Origin of the sequence: Pseudomonas sp. R62 (assembly GCF_000257605.1) — a bacterium.
GTDB classification, from domain to species: Bacteria; Pseudomonadota; Gammaproteobacteria; order Pseudomonadales; family Pseudomonadaceae; genus Aquipseudomonas; species Aquipseudomonas atacamensis.
The window spans coordinates 287,040-304,740 of sequence record NZ_JH635998.1 but is presented as its reverse complement, the minus strand read 5'-3'; the positions used below and the strand labels follow the sequence as shown (position 1 = coordinate 304,740).

The 17,701-nt window shown below is 59.6% G+C and carries 17 protein-coding genes; 11 read left to right on the top strand and 6 right to left on the bottom strand.

Annotated features, from left to right (window positions below):
- The first annotated feature begins 62 nt into the window (after positions 1-62).
- Both OQK_RS02860 and OQK_RS02855 read left to right on the top strand, forming a co-directional pair.
- A complete protein-coding gene (locus OQK_RS02860) occupies positions 63-503 on the top strand; it encodes a GlcG/HbpS family heme-binding protein (RefSeq protein ID WP_016771025.1) in 441 nt (146 codons plus the stop codon).
- 212 nt (positions 504-715) lie between these two features.
- Positions 716-1,174, top strand: coding sequence for an REP-associated tyrosine transposase (locus OQK_RS02855; RefSeq protein ID WP_024012141.1), 459 nt, complete (start codon positions 716-718; stop codon positions 1,172-1,174).
- Between the two features lie 102 nt (positions 1,175-1,276).
- On the opposite strand, the gene OQK_RS02850 is transcribed toward OQK_RS02855, so the two are convergent.
- Complete coding sequence (locus OQK_RS02850) at positions 1,277-1,885, bottom strand: TetR/AcrR family transcriptional regulator (RefSeq protein WP_016771023.1); 609 nt, start codon at positions 1,883-1,885, stop codon at positions 1,277-1,279.
- A gap of 135 nt (positions 1,886-2,020) precedes the next feature.
- Here OQK_RS02850 and OQK_RS02845 point away from each other — a divergent pair, with 135 nt between their 5' ends.
- The gene (locus OQK_RS02845) at positions 2,021-2,935 is read left to right on the top strand and encodes a DUF808 domain-containing protein (protein ID WP_016771022.1); all 915 of its coding nucleotides are present in this window, start codon (positions 2,021-2,023) and stop codon (positions 2,933-2,935) included.
- 127 nt (positions 2,936-3,062) lie between these two features.
- On the opposite strand, the gene OQK_RS02840 is transcribed toward OQK_RS02845, so the two are convergent.
- Positions 3,063-3,851 carry an MlaA family lipoprotein gene (locus tag OQK_RS02840; RefSeq protein WP_016771021.1) on the bottom strand — a complete coding sequence of 263 codons (789 nt, stop codon included), beginning with the start codon at positions 3,849-3,851 and terminating at the stop codon, positions 3,063-3,065.
- On the bottom strand, positions 3,844-5,142 hold the full coding sequence (locus tag OQK_RS02835) for a serine protein kinase PrkA (RefSeq protein ID WP_016771020.1): 1,299 nt from the start codon (positions 5,140-5,142) through the stop codon (positions 3,844-3,846). The genes OQK_RS02840 and OQK_RS02835 overlap by 8 nt, the downstream gene beginning before the upstream one ends.
- 224 nt (positions 5,143-5,366) lie before the next feature.
- Between OQK_RS02835 and OQK_RS02830 the strand changes: the two genes are divergently transcribed.
- Positions 5,367-5,735: a hypothetical protein gene (locus OQK_RS02830; protein ID WP_016771019.1), complete on the top strand. Its 369-nt coding sequence runs from the start codon at positions 5,367-5,369 to the stop codon at positions 5,733-5,735.
- A 120-nt stretch (positions 5,736-5,855) separates the two neighbouring features.
- Here OQK_RS02830 and OQK_RS02825 read toward each other — a convergent pair whose 3' ends face one another.
- Complete coding sequence (locus OQK_RS02825) at positions 5,856-7,451, bottom strand: glycoside hydrolase family 17 protein (RefSeq protein ID WP_016771018.1); 1,596 nt, start codon at positions 7,449-7,451, stop codon at positions 5,856-5,858.
- A 297-nt stretch (positions 7,452-7,748) separates the two neighbouring features.
- Here OQK_RS02825 and OQK_RS02820 point away from each other — a divergent pair, with 297 nt between their 5' ends.
- From OQK_RS02820 to OQK_RS02810, 3 genes are all read left to right on the top strand, one after another.
- Positions 7,749-8,600, top strand: a complete 852-nt coding sequence (locus OQK_RS02820) for a glycine betaine ABC transporter substrate-binding protein (RefSeq protein ID WP_016771017.1) — start codon at positions 7,749-7,751, stop codon at positions 8,598-8,600.
- A gap of 240 nt (positions 8,601-8,840) precedes the next feature.
- Positions 8,841-9,152: a DUF485 domain-containing protein gene (locus tag OQK_RS02815; RefSeq protein ID WP_016771016.1), complete on the top strand. Its 312-nt coding sequence runs from the start codon at positions 8,841-8,843 to the stop codon at positions 9,150-9,152.
- The gene (locus OQK_RS02810) at positions 9,149-10,807 is read left to right on the top strand and encodes a cation acetate symporter (protein ID WP_016771015.1); all 1,659 of its coding nucleotides are present in this window, start codon (positions 9,149-9,151) and stop codon (positions 10,805-10,807) included. The genes OQK_RS02815 and OQK_RS02810 overlap by 4 nt, the downstream gene beginning before the upstream one ends.
- A gap of 686 nt (positions 10,808-11,493) precedes the next feature.
- On the opposite strand, the gene OQK_RS02805 is transcribed toward OQK_RS02810, so the two are convergent.
- Positions 11,494-11,901: a PA2817 family protein gene (locus OQK_RS02805; RefSeq protein ID WP_016771014.1), complete on the bottom strand. Its 408-nt coding sequence runs from the start codon at positions 11,899-11,901 to the stop codon at positions 11,494-11,496.
- 73 nt (positions 11,902-11,974) lie between these two features.
- Positions 11,975-14,422, bottom strand: a complete 2,448-nt coding sequence (locus OQK_RS02800) for an acyl-CoA dehydrogenase (protein ID WP_016771013.1) — start codon at positions 14,420-14,422, stop codon at positions 11,975-11,977.
- A gap of 247 nt (positions 14,423-14,669) precedes the next feature.
- Between OQK_RS02800 and OQK_RS02795 the strand changes: the two genes are divergently transcribed.
- The 4 genes from OQK_RS02795 to OQK_RS02780 all read left to right on the top strand — a co-directional run.
- A complete protein-coding gene (locus OQK_RS02795) occupies positions 14,670-15,329 on the top strand; it encodes a transglutaminase-like domain-containing protein (RefSeq protein WP_016771012.1) in 660 nt (219 codons plus the stop codon).
- 43 nt (positions 15,330-15,372) lie between these two features.
- Positions 15,373-15,996 (top strand): glutathione S-transferase family protein, encoded by a 624-nt coding sequence (locus tag OQK_RS02790; protein ID WP_016771011.1) that lies wholly within the window; start codon positions 15,373-15,375, stop codon positions 15,994-15,996.
- 133 nt (positions 15,997-16,129) lie between these two features.
- Positions 16,130-17,062 (top strand): ABC transporter ATP-binding protein, encoded by a 933-nt coding sequence (locus OQK_RS02785; protein WP_016771010.1) that lies wholly within the window; start codon positions 16,130-16,132, stop codon positions 17,060-17,062.
- A partial coding sequence (locus tag OQK_RS02780; protein ID WP_016771009.1) for an ABC transporter permease occupies positions 17,059-17,701 on the top strand: 643 nt, incomplete at its 3' end. The genes OQK_RS02785 and OQK_RS02780, both read left to right, overlap by 4 nt.

Sequence of the window (17,701 nt, the reverse complement as noted above, 5' to 3'; positions counted from 1 at the left end):
CCGGACTGCGGCACAAACGCGCAGTCCCACGACTTTCCCTATAACAAAATGAGGACGGCACCATGAGCGCTTTAACCTTGAAAGTCGCAGTCAACCTGGTCAGCGAAGCCATCAACGCAGGACGCGGCATCAACGCCGCACCGCTGACCATCGCGGTACTCGATAACGGCGGCCACCTGATCGCCCTGCAACGCGAAGACGGCGCCAGCCTGCTGCGCCCTGACATCGCCATCGGCAAAGCCTGGGGCGCCATCGCTCTGGGTAAAGGCTCACGCCTGCTCGCCCAGGACGCCCAACAACGCCCGGCGTTTTTTTCTTCGTTGAACAGCATGGGGCAGGGCAGCGTTGTGCCGGCACCGGGTGGCGTGCTGATTCGCAACCAGGCGGGTGAAGTGCTGGGCGCGATCGGGATCAGTGGGGATTTGTCGGATGTCGATGAGCAGGTGGCGATCAGAGCGGTGGAGGCGCTGGATTTTCGGGCGGATGGCGGGGTGGCTGTTTGAATGTCAGTGTCTGAATAACCGCTTTCGCGAGCAGGCTCACTCCCGCATTGAGTTTGGGTTGGACACAAAATGTTCGAGTGTTCGAAAGCCCCTGTGGGAGCGAGCCTGCTCGCGAATAGGATCTGCGCTACACATCTTGCTAAAAGTCTGACGCTCCCTTTGCCATCTCCACGGCTAGCCTTCTCATGATCAACCTATGAGAAGGCAACGGAATGCCGGGTTTATCTGCTTCACATCGCTTGCGCATCGGACGCTATTCAGAACACAACCGCATTTACCTTCTGACCGCCAATACCGCCGGGAGAGAACCCGTATTCAGCGATTTCTTCCTTGGCAGAATGCTTGTAAGCCAATTCCGGGCAGCTGAGGAAACGGGATTGGCCAATTCTCTGGCTTGGGTCGTAATGCCAGATCATTTTCACTGGCTGATTGAATTGAAGAGTGGCTCGCTCGGCGAATTGATGCAGCGAACCAAATCCCTCAGCACCAAAGCGGTAAAGCTTTCGACCGGCCGAAAGACCAGCCTTTGGCAACCTGGCTTCCATGACCGTGCACTGCGTAAAGAGGAGAATCTGGTGAAGATGGCGCGGTATGTCATTGCCAACCCATTGCGGGCAGGGCTGGTCGAAAGCCTTGGCGACTATCCGTTGTGGGATTCGATCTGGTTATGAGTTGAGGTGTGCGGTGCGGCTATTCGCGAGCAGGCTCGCTCCCACAGGAGAGTGCATTCCAAATGTGGGAGCGAGCCTGCTCGCGAAGCGGTTCCCCTGATCTCACTGATCCGGCTCACACCCCTTCAACACCAACCGAATAATCGTCTGCGCCGCCGCTTCATAATCGGCCTCATCAAGCTTGTCCTTCCCGGTCACCGCGGAAATCTGCCAGTCGAAGTCGGCGTAGGTCTGGGTCGCGGCCCAGATGCTGAACATCAGGTGGTTGGGGTCGATCGGGGCGATCTGGCCGCGGTCGATCCAGCTCTGGATGCAGGCGATGTTGTGTTTGGCCTGGGCATTGAGCTGCTCGACCAGGTCGGCGCTCAGGTGCGGGGCGCCGTGCATGATTTCGCTGGCGAACACCTTGGAGGCGTGGGGCAGGTCGCGGGAGATGCGGATCTTCGAGCGGATGTAGCCGCTCAGCACCTCGCTCGGCACGCCGTCCGGGTTGAACGGGGTCGAGGCCTGCAGAATCGGCTCGATGATGCTTTCCAGCACCTCGCGGTAGAGGTTTTCCTTGGATTTGAAGTAGTAGTAGACGTTGGGCTTGGGCAATCCCGCCTTGGCGGCGATGTCGCTGGTTTTGGTCGCCGCGAAGCCCTTGTCGGCAAACTCTTCGCTGGCGGCGCGCAGGATCAGTTCTTTGTTACGCTCGCGGATTGTGCTCATAAACCCGGTGGTTCCTTGCCTGTTCTGGCGGTGGCGCATGGTAGCACCGGCCTTGAGCGGCGCTCAACAATGCAGCCTGTGGCCGGCGGTCGCGTTATGCTTGGCAACATTCATACACAGAAGGAAACAGGATTCATGGCAGGAAGCAGTTTGCTGGTGCTGATCGATGACATCGCCACCGTTCTGGATGACGTTGCATTGATGACCAAGATGGCCGCGAAGAAGACCGCCGGGGTGCTCGGTGATGATCTGGCGCTCAATGCCCAGCAGGTTTCGGGCGTGCGCGCCGAGCGGGAAATTCCCGTGGTCTGGGCGGTGGCCAAGGGCTCGTTCGTCAACAAGCTGATCCTCGTGCCGTCGGCATTGGCGATCAGCGCTTTCGTACCGTGGCTGGTGACGCCGCTGTTGATGGTCGGCGGTGCGTACCTGTGCTTCGAGGGCTTCGAGAAGCTCGCGCACAAGTTTCTGCACAGCAAAGAGGAAGACGAGGCAGGGCACACGCAGTTGACCGAAGCAGTGGCCGATCCGGCCACCGATCTGGTGGCTTACGAAAAGGACAAGATCAAAGGCGCGATCCGCACTGACTTCATTCTCTCGGCAGAAATCATCGCGATCACCCTCGGCACCGTGGCAGATGCCTCGCTGACGCAGCAAGTGGTGGTCATGTCCGGCATCGCCATTGTCATGACCGTGGGCGTCTACGGTTTGGTGGCGGGCATCGTCAAGCTCGACGATCTGGGGCTGTGGCTGACACAGAAGCCCGGGCAGATGGCGAAAAAGATCGGCGGCGGCATTCTCAGCGCCGCGCCGTACATGATGAAAACCCTGTCGGTGGTCGGCACGGCGGCGATGTTTCTGGTCGGCGGCGGCATCCTCACCCATGGCGTGCCGGTGCTGCATCACTGGATCGAAGGTGTTGGCGCAGCGGCGGGCAGTGCCGGGTTCGCCGTGCCGATGCTGCTCAATGGTGTTGCGGGGATTATTGCTGGCGCGGTGGTGTTGGCGGTGGTTTCGGTCGTAGGCAAGCTCTGGAAAGCGCTGAAGGGTTAATCAGCAACACATAACAAATGTGGGAGCGAGCCTGCTCGCGAATGCGGAAGTCCAGTCAATATCGATGTTGACTGAAACTCCGCGTTCGCGAGCAGGCTCGCTCCCACAGTGTTTTGCGGCAGCCGATTTACTCGGCAATCTGCAACTTGCGCGCTTCGGTGTACACGTACCGCACTTTCTCGTACTCGAACGGCGAGTTCATCTGACCGTAGCGGAAGCTGGTCTGGTAGCGCTTGTCGATCGCACGCAAAGCCCAGACTTCCGGGTGGTTGGAGCTGACTTCGGCGACGTTGAGGAAGTTGATCGCAGTGTCGGCGGTGTAATCCACGGCCAGACCTGCGGTGTCGCGGATGTTCGACGGACCGAAGATCGGCAGTACGAAGTAGGCGCCGCCCGGTACGCCGTAGAAGCCCAGAGTCTGACCGAAGTCTTCGTTCTGGCGTGGCAGGCCCATGGCGGTGGCCGGGTCCCACAGGCCGGCGATGCCGATGGTGGTGTTGAGCAGCAGGCGCGCGGTGGTTTCCATCGAGCGCTGGCCCTTGAACTGCAACAGGCTGTTAACCAGGTTCGGCACGTCACCAATGTTGTTGAAGAAGTTGCTCACCCCGGTACGCACGAAGCTTGGGGTGATGTAGCGATAGCCATCGACTACCGGCAGGAACACCCACTGGTCGAAGCGATAGTTGAAGTGGTAGACCCGGCGGTTCCACGATTCCAGCGGGTCATAGACGTTCAGCGCGTTGAGCGTCGAACGTTCGAACTCGCGCTGGTCCAGGCCCGGGTTGAACTTGAGTTTGGTCAGCGGTTCCTTGAAGCCGTCGCTGTCGACCACCACCGGTGCGTCGGCTTTACTGTTGTCGGCCTGGGCCACGCCTGCACAGAGGAACGCTGCAACCAGCAGGAGATATTTAGCCACGGAAGAACTCCAGCATGGCGTCGCTGTTGACGCGATAGTTAAGGTTGCCGCAGTGGCCGCCCAGTGGATAAACGGTCAGGCGATCACCGAAGGTTTTACGCAGGAAGCCCAGGTCGCCAGGGCCGAGGATGACGTCGTCGGCGTTGTGCATGACGGCGATTTTCGGGCTGTCGTGCAGGTAATCCTTGAGCGCATACAGGCTGACCTGATCGATCAGTTGCAGCAGGCTGCCGCCGTCGGTGCGCGCGCGCCACATCGGAATGACCTGCTCGGTGATGTAGCAGTCGAAATCGCATTGCAGCGCACGCTTGAGGAACGGCGTGAGGCTGGTGCCTTCGGTGATCGGGAATTTCGGCGGGGTAATCAGACCGCGACGGTTGACCAGGTCCGAGGTATAGGCAATGTCGGCTGCCGAGAAGCGGAACGACGTGCCAATCAACATGGCCATCTGTTCGTTGGTCAGGTGCTGCTTGGACTGCTGGAAGTCATACAGCAGCGCATCGTTGAGGTCGATGTAGCCTTTCTGCTGGAAGTAGCGGGTCAGCTTGCTCAGCACCAGCTCATAGAAGGTGGTGCTGTTGTTGATGCCCTTGACCTCGGTCTGCACCAGTTTGTCGAGGTTGGTCACCGAGGTATAGAGGTTGACCGGCGGGTTGAGCAACAGGACTTTCTTGAAATTGAAGCTGCGGCGCGTCTCGTCCAGATGTGCGACGAATGCAGCATCAAGGGCGCCGAGGCTGTAACCGGTCAGATAGTACTCGGTGACCGGCAGTTTCGGGTTCTGCGCCCGCACGGCCTGCATCACCCGATACATGTCTTCGGCATCTTCCTTGGTCACGCCTGGGGTGGCGAAACGCGAGGCGGCGCTAATGAAGTCGAAGCTGGTCGGCGACGACAACTGCACGACATGGTAGCCGGCCTTGTAATACAGCTTTTTCAGGTATTCGTTGAGCGTGCTGTCAAAGCGCGCGCCGGTGCCGGCGATCAGGAAGATCAGCGGCGCCGGTTTGTCCTGCGTGGCGATGCGGTAAGTGAGCTTCTTCACTGCCCAGAAATTGTCCGGCAGCTGGAATTCACGCTCCGGGCGCAGGGTGAGGCTGCGGTCCGTTTGATTGATGTCGTCGTCCAGCGGCAACTCCGGACGCAGATCCGGCGGTGTCGTGGCGATCGTCGCCTCGAACGGGTTGGTCAGCGGGTAGCCATAGCTGGCGGCGTCGATATCCACCGCCAGCGCGGACGCACTCAAGATAAGGCCGCTGAACAGCGCGGCGAAGCGCAAGGAACGGAGCATGACTAGATCCCTTAGAGGAAGGTGCCGATTGAAGTTCGCAGGCTATGACCACCGGCCGTGCGCCAAAGTGCCATGCTGCGGCACCAAACAGGCGGAATTCGGGGTAATAGTAGCTGGACGATACACGTTGCGAGGGCTTGCTGAACAGTTAACAGTTGTTAGTGCTTGCGAATGCCGGTCGGCAGATTAAGCTGGCCGCCGATTTCCGCAGATTGGAGTGCCCCATGTCCCGCCGCTTGCCCGTGATTGTGCTGCTTGTTTTGTTGCCGCTGTGGCTGGCCGCCAGTTATGCCGCGCGCTATGGCTTCATGGAAGACGGGCAGTGGGTAGGCATCTGCGTTGACGAGGCCAGTCGTTGGGAATGCGTGGTGCGTGCGAATCTGGGGCTGATGATTCATTTCAGGGTGCTGGGCTGGGCGGCGGTGGGCGCGGCGGTATTGGCGTTTGTCGTGCCGGGACGGGCAGGGTGGTGGCTGGCGGTGCTGGCGCTGGTGTTCGGCCTGCCGGCGCTGGCGTTGTACAACACCACATTAGCGGTGTTTGCGGTGGTGATTGCCGGGTTGCGCCTGGTCCGCGTGTCCCGCAGCGCCTGACAGTCAGTCATCGCGGGCAAGCCCGCTCCCACAGGAATTGAGGTGAATACAGCATTTGTGTGCAGCAGAAATCCTGTGGGAGCTGGCTTGCCAGCGATGGCGATTTCGAAGGCGCTGAAATCAGGCCTTGCGAACCCGCAGGCATCGCCACAACGCCACCACCATCAATCCACTGACCAGCGCCCAACCCCAAGCCTGCTGATTCAGCATCCCTTCCTGATACAACTGCGGTGCAATCCCGGCGCCGATGATAAAGGTCAGCAGAGCAATCTCCCGACGCGGCACGCTCACCGGGCGGCACAGGTAGACCAGCGCCGGCAGCACGAACGCCATGCTGGCGAAACTGCGATAGCGCGGATCGAAGACCATCTCCAGCATCATCACCGCCGCGGCAAAACCGGCCGCCACGACCAGCCAGCCGGCGCGCCGCTCGAGGAAGTCGAATGCGCGCGCGCGCCAACCGCTGCGTGCGCTCAATGTCAACGCGGCATGCGCGAGCACCAACAGATTCAACCCGGTCAGCAAGCCAACCCACAGCCATTCCCCGGCAAACCGTGTGGTCAATTGAGCCAGATCGCCCCAGGCGCCAATCGAGCAAGCAGCGACGGCGCCCAGCAGTGGCAGCAAAAGCGCCGAACGTGTGCTGCGCACGCGTCCACCAAGCATCAGCGTGCCAAGGAAAATCAATCCGCCTACCGCCAGCCATTCTTTCCAGTACGGCACGTTGCTCACCGGCCCGGCGAGTACGCCCTTGTCCTGCCGATCGGCATCGAACAGGCCCCAGTAGCCGCCGACTGCGCCTTCACTGCCGCGCTTCCACGGTTGATCGAACGCTTCGATCAGGTTGTAACGCCAGCCTTCCTGCTCGGCCATCGCCACAAAGCCACGAATGAATTTTGCCTCGTTGACCCGGCTCGGTACGGCTGTTTCACGCTGACGGCCTTCGCTCGGCCAGCCGGTCTCGCCAACCATCACGTCTTTGGGCGCGAACTTGTTGCCGAACACCTGACGCACATCCGCCACATGCCGCAGCGCCACGTCGATGTTCGATGGATCGTCTTCCCAGTACGGCAGCAAGTGAATGGTCAGAAAGTCCACGGCCGGGGCGATTTCCGGATGCTTGAGCCAGAATTCCCAGACGTCGGCGTAGGTCACCGGTTGCTTGACCTGGCTTTTGACCTTGTTGATCAGCCGGGCCAGTTGCGCGCCGGTGACCTCTTTGCGCAGCAGCGCTTCGTTGCCGACGATTACGGCTGTGACCACGTCGGGGTTGGCATTGGCCGATTTGATCAGCAGCTCGACTTCCTGCTCGGTGTCGACCGGGTTGCTGTTGACCCAGGCGCCGATCATCAACTTCAGACCGTGCTTGCGCGCCAGATCGGGCAGGGCGTCGAGCCCGGTCATCGAGTAGGTGCGGATACACTCGAAGCGCGTCGCCAGCAGTGCGAGGTCGGCGTCCATGCGCTCGGGGCGCAATTTGAACGGCACGTCGAACGGCGATTGGTCCTTGTCGAACGGTGTGTAGGAGGCGCATTGCAACTTGTGCGTCGGCGTCGCGGCGTCCGGCAGGATCACCGGTTGGCCGAGGCCATACCAGAAACCGCCAAGGGCCAGGAGCCCGAGCAGGCAGGCGAACAGATAAGGCAGAAAAGGAAATCGGGACGTTGCGGACATGGTCAGGCCGAGTGGCTGCAAAGCGACGCATGTTACCTGCATTTATAGAAGGGCAGGTGGCTCGCAGGCGTTGTACATGCAAAGTTCGGGCGGATTGTCTGGCGTCAATTAATCTCGCTTGATTAATGGCTTTCTGATGTCGTTTCTCGCTGCCTTGAGGTCGCTGACAGAGCAGGTCGCCGGCCGCTTGAGGTTGATGATCAAACCATCAGTACCCTTTTTGAAAAATCGGCTGATGTTCGGTGTGTGAGGTCCGGCGTGATGGGGGCGCTGTGCACCATAACAATACGTTGACGATGCCCGGCATCCGTCGGGCGCAGCATTTCGGGGAAGTAAACGATGAAGATGCGACGACTTTTAGGCGCAGGTGCCGTTCTGGCGCTTGCGATGAGTTCCACTTTCGCCAACGCTGAAAAACAGACCCTGAACATCGGTTACGTTGACGGCTGGTCCGACAGCGTCGCGACCACCCACGTGGCGGCCGAAGTGATCAAACAGAAACTCGGTTATGACGTGAAGCTGCAAGCCGTCGCCACCGGGATCATGTGGCAGGGCGTGGCCACCGGCAAACTCGACGCGATGCTCTCGGCCTGGCTGCCCGTGACCCACGGTGACTACTGGACGAAAAACAAGGATCAGGTCGTCGATTACGGCCCGAACTTCAAGGACGCGAAGATCGGCCTGATCGTGCCGGAGTACGTCAAAGCCAAATCGATCGAAGACCTGAAAACCGACGATACCTTCAAAAACCGTATCGTCGGCATCGACGCCGGTTCAGGCGTAATGCTCAAGACCGATCAGGCGATCAAGGATTACGGTCTGGACAAGTACAGCCTCAAGGCCAGTTCCGGCGCCGGAATGATTGCCGAACTGACCCGCGCCGAGAAGAAGAATGAATCCATCGCTGTCACCGGTTGGGTGCCGCACTGGATGTTCGCCAAGTGGAAACTGCGCTTCCTCGACGACCCGAAAGGCGTGTATGGCCAGGCTGAAACCGTGAACAGCATCGGCAGCAAAGGCCTGGACGCCAAGGCGCCGGAAGTGGCCAAGTTCCTGAAAAACTTCCAGTGGGCTTCGAAAGACGAAATCGGCGAGGTCATGCTGGCAATTCAGGACGGCGCCAAGCCTGATGCTGCGGCCAAGGACTGGGTGGCCAAACACCCGGATCGTGTAGCTGACTGGACCAAATAATTTAAACACCGCCACACCCCTGTGGGAGCGAGCCTGCTCGCGAATGCAATCTGTCAGTTGATGCGATATCGACTGATACGGCGCCTTCGCGAGCAAGCTCGCTCCCACAGTTGTTTTTGGGTGTCCGGAAAATGGCCAAAACATCATGGCCATCTACTACTAAGGTCGTCTGGAACCTCTCTCGCAGCCGCATACATTAGCTACGTTCCAACAATAATTTGTGCTGCGAGGATAAAAACAATGAACGACAGCATTTACCTCTCGATTCAAAACAGTCCCCGATTCAAGGAGCTGGTTCAGAAAAGGGAACGATTCGCCTGGATTCTCTCGGCAATCATGCTTGGGCTGTACTCCGCATTCATCCTGCTGATCGCATACGGGCCGCACGTGCTCGGGGCGAAACTCAGTCCTGAATCCTCGATCACTTGGGGCATCCCGATCGGTGTCGGCCTGATCATTTCAGCCTTCGTCCTGACCGGCATCTACGTGCGCCGCGCCAATGGCGAGTTCGACGACCTGAACAATGCGATTCTCAAGGAGGCTCAGCAATGATCCGGCGTCTACTGGCTCTATTGAGTGTTGCGGCTTTCGCGCCGAGTGTCTGGGCGGCTGACGCGTTAACGGGGGAGGTGGCCAAACAGCCGCTGAACATCCCGGCGATCCTGATGTTCGTGGCCTTCGTCGGCGCGACGTTGTACATCACCTACTGGGCTTCGAAGAAAAATAATTCGGCCGCCGATTATTATGCGGCGGGCGGCAAGATCACCGGTTTCCAGAACGGCCTGGCGATCGCTGGCGACTACATGTCGGCGGCGTCCTTCCTGGGTATTTCCGCGCTGGTGTTCACCTCCGGCTACGACGGCCTGATCTACTCGATCGGCTTCCTCGTGGGCTGGCCGATCATTCTGTTCCTGATCGCCGAACGCCTGCGCAACCTGGGTAAATACACCTTTGCCGACGTGGCGTCCTACCGCCTCGGGCAAACCCAGATTCGCACCCTGTCCGCCTGCGGTTCGCTGGTGGTGGTGGCGTTCTACCTGATCGCGCAGATGGTCGGTGCCGGCAAGCTGATCCAGCTGCTGTTCGGCCTCGATTACCACGTTGCGGTGATTCTGGTCGGCGTGCTGATGTGCATGTACGTGCTGTTCGGCGGCATGCTCGCGACCACTTGGGTGCAGATCATCAAGGCAGTGTTGCTGCTGTCCGGTGCCTCGTTCATGGCGCTGATGGTGATGAAGCACGTCGGCTTCGACTTCAACACGCTGTTCTCCGAAGCGATCAAGGTTCACGCCAAGGGCGAAGCGATCATGAGCCCGGGCGGGCTGGTCAAGGATCCGATCTCGGCGTTCTCGCTGGGTCTGGCACTGATGTTCGGTACCGCTGGCCTGCCGCACATTCTGATGCGCTTCTTCACCGTGAGTGACGCAAAAGAAGCGCGCAAGAGCGTGCTGTACGCTACCGGCTTCATTGGCTACTTCTACATCCTGACCTTCATCATCGGCTTCGGCGCGATCCTGCTGGTCAGCACCAACCCGGCCTTCAAAGATGCAGCGGGCGCCTTGCTCGGCGGCAACAACATGGCGGCGGTGCACCTGGCCAACGCGGTGGGCGGCAGCATCTTCCTAGGCTTCATCTCGGCAGTGGCGTTCGCAACCATTCTGGCTGTGGTGGCCGGTCTGACGCTGGCGGGTGCTTCGGCGGTTTCTCACGACCTGTACGCCAGTGTGATCAAGAAGGGCAAAGCCAACGAGAAGGATGAGATTCGCGTGTCGAAGATCACCACTATCGCCCTGGCGGTGCTGGCGATTGGTCTGGGCATTCTGTTCGAAAGCCAGAACATTGCGTTCATGGTCGGCCTGGCGTTCTCCATCGCGGCGAGCTGCAACTTCCCGGTACTGCTGCTTTCGATGTACTGGAAGAAGCTGACCACTCGCGGCGCGATGATTGGTGGCTGGCTGGGTCTGGTGAGTGCTGTTGGTCTGATGATCCTCGGCCCGACCATCTGGGTGCAGATTCTGCATCACGAGAAGGCGATCTTCCCTTACGAATATCCGGCGCTGTTCTCGATGATGATTGCGTTCATCGGGATCTGGTTCTTCTCGATTACCGACAAGTCGGCGGCTGCGGACAATGAGCGGGCGCTGTTCTTCCCGCAGTTTGTGCGTTCGCAGACCGGGTTGGGGGCGAGTGGGGCGGTTTCGCACTAAGAGATCAGATGTAAGCTGCAAGCTTCAAGCTGCAAGCTTCAAGCTTCAAGAAAACGCCCTGATTGAGAGATTGGGGCGTTTTTTTGTGGGCGGTTATCGGTTGGTTTGGTGTGTATATCCGTTGCTGCGGTAACGGCGGCTTAGGGTTTCGCCCTTACGGCGACTTACTTTTTTACAAGCGCCAAAAAAAGTAAGCAAAAAACGCTAGCTCCTGCGTTTGGCCCTCGCAGGCTCGGGTTCCTTCGCTGCGGGATCGATCCGGGCGCAGCGGCTACGGTTTGCTTCGCTGCACCTCCTTCCGCTGTGTACGACTGCGTCGTACGGTCGCTGCGCTCCCACGCCCGGATCAATCCCTCCGCTCAGCCTTCCGACGTCGCCTGTGAATCAAGATCAAAAGCGGTACTCGAGCTTGCGCTCATTGTTTTGAGTGGTGAAAAGCGTGTGGTCTGCTTTGGATCTGTGTTGGATTCGCCCCTCACCCCAGCCCTCTCCCCGAGGAGAGGGAGCTGATTTGTGTGCTTTTCAAATCCTGAGTTCAACTCGGACTTTCACATCGACGTAACTCGCCCAAACACCTCGGTCAGTCCCCTCTCCCTCCGGGAGAGGGCTATGGTGAGGGGCTTTTGATCTTGAAAAAAAGGCCCGCATGGAATCACCAGTGCGGGCCTTTCGATTACCTGTCGATATCAGTGCTTGCTGTCCTGCGCAGACATGGCCAGCAGTTGTTTTTCCTGGTTCCAGTCGAACGGTTCGTCGTTCTGTTCGGCTTCGTAGCGGCGTTCTTCGAGGGCCTGGTAGAGGTCGATTTCTTCGTCGGAGAGGTAGTGCAGGCAGTCGCCGGCGAAGAACCACAGCAGATCGCGCGGGATCAGGTGGGCGATTTGCGGGTAGCGGCTGATGACTTGGGTGAGGATGTCCTGGCCCAGATATTGGCTTTCGATAGGGTCGATCGGCAGGGAGGCCAGCAGTTCGTCGAAGCGCTCGAGGAACAGGGCATGGCTTTCTTCGGGCACTTGTTCGGCCTCACCTACGGCGACCAGGATAATGCGCAGGTGGTCGAGCAACACGAGATGATCGGCAACGACGTTGGACACGAGATAAGTCCTCAAGAGCAAAACGGGCGCGGGAGTATAAAGCCCTCGCGCCGTTTTTTCACATAAACCGGGATCAGCGGACTTTGCCCTCTGCCTGGGTCAGTTCTTCTTTGGCGAAATCATCGACGTCGATCACCTTGCGGCGGGCCGCTTCGGCGTCGCGCAGGCTTTGCGCTTCGACGGCTTGCAGTACGCCGGCTTCCAGTGCGGCATCGATGGCGTGTTCGCCGGCTGCCGGTTTGACCTGGCCGCTCTTCAGTGCGGTGTGCAGTTTCTTGTGCAGCGGTTGCGCGGCGTTAAGCAGGTCACTGGCGTGTTGCAGGGCGCCCACCGCATCGTCCGCCGATTGCGGGCGGTAGCAGCCGGCGAGCAGTTCTTCCAGCGCCGGATCGCCTTTGGCGCGACCGATGACCGCAGCGACTTCGGCGCCGAGTTTGTCCGATGGGCCTTTGTGACGGCGACCGAACGGGAAGACGATGACCCGCAGCAGGCAGCCGAAGACTTTGTTCGGGAAGTTGCTCAGCAGTTCATCCAGCGCACGCTCCGACTGGCCGAGGCTTTCTTCCATGGCCCAGCGGAACAGCGGCTCCATGTACGCCGGCGAATCCAGGTCGTGATAACGCTTGAGCGCGGCGGAGGCCAGATACAGGTTGCTCAGTACATCGCCAAGGCGAGCCGACAGACGTTCGCGGCGTTTCAGTTCGCCGCCCAGAAGCATCATGCTGAAGTCGGCGAGCATGGCGAATGCGGCGGCCTGACGGTTCAGCGCGCGGAAATAGCCTTGGCTGATCCTGTCACCGGGCGCATGTTCGAAATGGCCAAGGCCGAGGTTCAGCACCAGTGTGCTGGCGGCATTGCTGACGGCAAAACCGATGTGCTTGAGCAGCAGGCCATCGAATTCCTTGAGTGCCTGGTCTTTATCCTGGCGACCGGCCAGGGCCATTTCCTTGAGTACGAACGGATGGCAACGGATCGCGCCCTGACCGAAGATCATCAGGTTGCGCGACAGGATGTTCGCGCCTTCGACGGTGATGAAGATCGGCGCGCCGTTCCAGCTGCGGCCCAGGTAGTTGTTCGGCCCCATGATGATCGCTTTACCACCATGCACATCCATGGCGTGGCTGATGCATTCGCGGCCGCGTTCGGTGAGGTGATATTTGAGGATCGCCGACAGCACCGAAGGTTTTTCCCCCAGGTCCACCGCGTTGGCGGTGAGCATGCGGGCGGCGTCCATCATCCACGCGTTACCGCCGATGCGCGCCATGGCTTCCTGGATGCCTTCGAAAGCGGACAGCGGCACATTGAATTGCTCACGAATCTGCGCGTACTGACCAGTGACCAGACTGGTGAACTTGGCCGCGCCGGTGCCCACGGCTGGCAGCGAGATCGAACGCCCGACGGACAGGCAGTTCATCAGCATCATCCAGCCTTTGCCGAGCATTTCCTGACCACCGATGAGGTAGTCCAGCGGAATGAATACGTCCTTGCCGGAGTTCGGACCGTTCATGAACGCGGCGCCCAGCGGCAGGTGACGACGACCGATTTCCACACCTGCGGTATCCGTCGGGATCAGCGCCAGACTGATGCCGAGGTCTTCCTCTTCACCGAGCAGGTGATCCGGGTCATAAGCCTTGAATGCCAGGCCAAGCAGGGTAGCGACCGGGCCGAGGGTGATGTAGCGCTTTTCCCAGTTCAGGCGCAGGCCGATCACTTCTTCACCTTCCCACTGGCCTTTGCAGATGATCCCGGTGTCGGGCATCGCGCCGGCATCGGAACCGGCCAGCGGACCTGTAAGGGCGAAGCACGGGATATCGTCGCCACGGGCCAGGCGCGGCAGGTAGTGATTACGTTGTTCATCGGTGCCGTAATGCAGCAGCAATTCGGCCGGACCGAGGGAGTTCGGGACCATCACGGTAGAGGCGAGGTCACCGCTGCGCGTCGCCAGTTTCATTGCCACTTGGGAGTGAGCGTAGGCGGAGAAGCCTTTGCCGCCGTATTCCTTGGGAATGATCAGGGCGAAAAAGCCGTGTTCCTTGATGTGCGTCCAGGCCTCGGGCGGCAGGTCCATGGACTGGCCGATCTGCCAGTCGCTGACCATCGCGCAGAGTTCTTCGGTCGGGCCATCGATGAACGCCTGTTCTTCTTCGCTCAGTTGCACTTTTGGATAGGACAGCAGTTTGTCCCAGTCCGGACGGCCGCTGAACAGCTCGCCGTCCCACCATACGGTGCCGGCATCAATCGCGTCGCGTTCGGTCTGCGACATCGGCGGCAGGGTTTTCTGGAACCAGTTGAACAGCGGCGCGGTGAAGTGTTTACGGCGCAGGTCGGGCAGCAACAACGGCGCTGCGACCACCGCCAACAGGACCCAGAAGACAAACAGCAGCCAGCCCGGCGCGTGACTGAAAATCCCCATGGCGACCAGATAGGCCGCAACGATGCCCAACGCGGGCAGCGGGGCGATGCGTCGATGGGCGAGATACGCCACGCCGACGATCAAAACCAGTATCCACAACAACAGCATATTCAGTCCTCCGTGAACCAAGGCAAATCGACCCTCCAGAGCTTAGACGGCATCTGCAAATAAGGGTGGTCAGAGCATGGTGATTGAAATCGTGGGAAACCCCGGATGGTTTTCGTAGGTTCGGTGGGCAACACGTGTGGGAAATCGTTCGTTGCTGCGCAGCTTTGCTTTCAGGTTTGGCCGAAACGTCGTTATCTCTGTGCTCAAGCTGTCGCTAGACTCGTGGCTTACCCAGGAGATTGCCGTCATGCACGAGTATCTGAGCCCCGGCCGCTTCATCGATAGTGACCACCCGGCGGTGGTGGAGTTCGCCGAGCAGCATCGCGGTGCCAGTAATGATCCGCGTGAGCAGGCGATCAGTCTGTATTACGCCGTGCGCGAGGCGGTGCGCTACAACCCGTACACCTTCAGCCGTGATCCGCAAACCCTGCGCGGCAGTTACGCACTGGCAGCAGGGGAGAGTTACTGCGTGCCGAAAGCCACGCTGCTCGCCGGTTGTGCGCGGCATTGCGGGATCCCGGCGCGCATCGGTCTGGCCGATGTGCGCAATCATCTGTCGACGCCACGTCTGCTCGAGTTGCTGAAAAGCGATGTGTTCGCCATGCATGGCTACACCGAACTGTTTCTCGATGGTCGCTGGGTCAAGGCGACGCCAGCGTTCAACCAGCAACTGTGCGAGTTGTTCAACGTCGCAGCGCTGGAATTCGACGGCATCAATGACAGCGTTTTCCACCCGTTCAACCGTGACGGCGCGCAGTTGATGGAGTATCTGCTCGATCACGGCCATTTCACCGATGTGCCGGAAACCTTCTTCTTCGAGCACCTGCAAAAGTGCTATCCGCATCTGTTCAGTGAGCAACTGCCGGTGCTGCTGGGCGATATGCAGGCCGATTTGAGTCGCACCTGATCCGGCGTATGCTGGCCGTCCACTCACTTGCAAAGAGGCGGTCATGCTGAAGATCTGGGGACGGAAAAATTCATCGAACGTCAGAAAGCCCTTGTGGGCTGCCGAAGAGCTGGGCCTGGCGTACGAGGCCATCGATGCCGGCGGCGCGTTCGGTGTGGTCGACACGCCCGAGTACCGCGCGATGAACCCGAATGGCCGGGTGCCGGTGATCGAGGATGACGGGTTCGTGCTGTGGGAATCCAACGCCATCGTGCGATACCTGCTGGCTAAACACGCCCCGGACAGCGCCTGGTATCCGGCGGATGCGCAAGCCCGCGCCACGGCGGACAAATGGATGGACTGGACCACGTCGAGTTTCGCCGGGCCGTTTCGCACGGTGTTCTGGGGGGTGTTGCGCACGCCTGCCGAGAAACAGGACTGGAAGGCGATCAACGCCGCGATCAAGGAATGCGATGAACTGCTGAACATGGCCGACCACGCCTTGATCAGCCAGCCCTATCTTTCCGGCAATGACATCGGCATGGGCGACATTCCGCTGGGCAGCTTCATTTACGCCTGGTTCGAAATGCCCATCGAGCGCGCTCCGCAACCGCATCTGCAGGCCTGGTATGAACGTTTGAAGCAGCGTGCGGCCTATCAGAAGGCGGTCATGACCGCGTTGACTTGATAATTACTATCGACACACTTGACTGTACTTGTGCGGCGGCGGCAAGCACCATTGCGAACTTGCGCCGCGGTTGTTTCCCTCGCCGCCCGCCCTTATTTACTTCCTTCCTTCCTTCTTGGTGCGTAAATCCGATATGAGTTCCGCTCTGTCCATCCGGCAGCTAACCAAAACCTACGGCAACGGGTTCCAGGCCTTGAGTGGTATCGATCTGGACGTCGCCGAAGGTGACTTTTTCGCCTTGCTCGGCCCCAACGGCGCCGGCAAATCCACCACCATCGGCATCCTCTCGACCCTGGTCAACAAGACCAGCGGCACCGTGAATATTTTCGGCAATGACCTGGACAAGAACCCGGCGGCGCTCAAGCGCTCGATCGGCGTGGTGCCGCAGGAATTCAACTTCAACCAGTTCGAAAAGACCTTCGACATCGTCGTGACCCAGGCAGGTTACTACGGCATTCCGGCGAAAGTCGCCAAGGAACGCGCCGAGCAGTACCTGACCCAGCTGGGGCTGTGGGACAAGCGTGATGTGCCGTCGCGTTCGCTGTCCGGCGGCATGAAACGGCGTTTGATGATTGCCCGTGCACTGGTGCATGAACCGCGCCTGCTGATCCTCGATGAGCCGACTGCGGGCGTCGATATCGAACTGCGCCGTTCGATGTGGACCTTCCTCACCGAACTGAACCAGAAAGGCATCACCATCATTTTGACCACGCATTATCTGGAAGAGGCCGAGCAGCTGTGCCGCAACATCGGCATCATCGACCACGGCACCATCGTCGAAAACACCAGCATGAAACAGTTGCTGGGCCAGTTGCATGTGGAGACCTTTTTGCTTGACCTGAAGAACGACTTGAGCGCGGCGCCGCAATTGCTCGGCTACCCGGCCCGATTGCTCGACGGCCATACCCTCGAAGTCCAGGTCGATAAATCCATGGGCATCACGGCGCTGTTCACCCAGCTGGCGCAGCAGAACATCGAAGTGCTGAGCCTGCGTAACAAAACCAATCGCCTCGAGGAGTTGTTCGTGTCCCTGGTGGAGAAAAATCTGTCGAAGGTGGCGGTATGAGTTCCGAGTTCGGTCCCAACCTCGTCGCCCTGCAAACCATTGTCTACCGCGAGGTCAAACGCTTCATGCGGATCTGGCCGCAGACGCTGCTGCCGCCGGCGATCACCATGGTTCTGTACTTCGTGATCTTCGGCAACCTGATCGGCCGGCAGATCGGCGACATGGGCGGCTTCACTTACATGGAGTACATCGTGCCGGGGCTGATCATGATGTCGGTGATCACCAACTCCTACGGCAACGTGGTCTCGAGCTTCTTCGGCAGCAAGTTCCAGCGCTCGATCGAAGAGCTGATGGTTTCGCCGGTGTCACCGCACACGATCCTGATCGGCTTCACCATTGGTGGCGTATTGCGCGGTCTGGCGGTGGGGCTGATCGTGACGATTCTGTCGCTGTTCTTCACCGATTTGCAGGTGCATCATCTCGGCGTGACCATCCTGGTGGTGGTGCTGACCGCGACAATCTTCTCGCTGCTGGGCTTCATCAACGCGGTGTTTGCGCGCAACTTCGATGATATTTCGATCATTCCGACTTTTGTGCTGACCCCGCTGACCTACCTGGGCGGCGTGTTCTACTCGATCACTTTGCTGCCACCGTTCTGGCAGACCGTGTCGCTGGCAAACCCGGTGCTGCACATGGTCA

Bases quoted from the DNA above. Each gene is read 5' to 3' on its own strand.
- OQK_RS02860 (WP_016771025.1), top strand. From the start codon at position 63: ATGAGCGCTTTAACCTTGAAAGTCGCAGTCAACCTGGTCAGCGAAGCC.
- OQK_RS02855 (WP_024012141.1), top strand. From the start codon at position 716: ATGCCGGGTTTATCTGCTTCACATCGCTTGCGCATCGGACGCTATTCA.
- OQK_RS02850 (WP_016771023.1), bottom strand. From the start codon at position 1,885: ATGAGCACAATCCGCGAGCGTAACAAAGAACTGATCCTGCGCGCCGCC.
- OQK_RS02845 (WP_016771022.1), top strand. From the start codon at position 2,021: ATGGCAGGAAGCAGTTTGCTGGTGCTGATCGATGACATCGCCACCGTT.
- OQK_RS02835 (WP_016771020.1), bottom strand. From the start codon at position 5,142: ATGCTCCGTTCCTTGCGCTTCGCCGCGCTGTTCAGCGGCCTTATCTTG.
- OQK_RS02830 (WP_016771019.1), top strand. From the start codon at position 5,367: ATGTCCCGCCGCTTGCCCGTGATTGTGCTGCTTGTTTTGTTGCCGCTG.
- OQK_RS02825 (WP_016771018.1), bottom strand. From the start codon at position 7,451: ATGCAGGTAACATGCGTCGCTTTGCAGCCACTCGGCCTGACCATGTCC.
- OQK_RS02820 (WP_016771017.1), top strand. From the start codon at position 7,749: ATGAAGATGCGACGACTTTTAGGCGCAGGTGCCGTTCTGGCGCTTGCG.
- OQK_RS02815 (WP_016771016.1), top strand. From the start codon at position 8,841: ATGAACGACAGCATTTACCTCTCGATTCAAAACAGTCCCCGATTCAAG.
- OQK_RS02810 (WP_016771015.1), top strand. From the start codon at position 9,149: ATGATCCGGCGTCTACTGGCTCTATTGAGTGTTGCGGCTTTCGCGCCG.
- OQK_RS02800 (WP_016771013.1), bottom strand. From the start codon at position 14,422: ATGCTGTTGTTGTGGATACTGGTTTTGATCGTCGGCGTGGCGTATCTC.
- OQK_RS02795 (WP_016771012.1), top strand. From the start codon at position 14,670: ATGCACGAGTATCTGAGCCCCGGCCGCTTCATCGATAGTGACCACCCG.
- OQK_RS02790 (WP_016771011.1), top strand. From the start codon at position 15,373: ATGCTGAAGATCTGGGGACGGAAAAATTCATCGAACGTCAGAAAGCCC.
- OQK_RS02785 (WP_016771010.1), top strand. From the start codon at position 16,130: ATGAGTTCCGCTCTGTCCATCCGGCAGCTAACCAAAACCTACGGCAAC.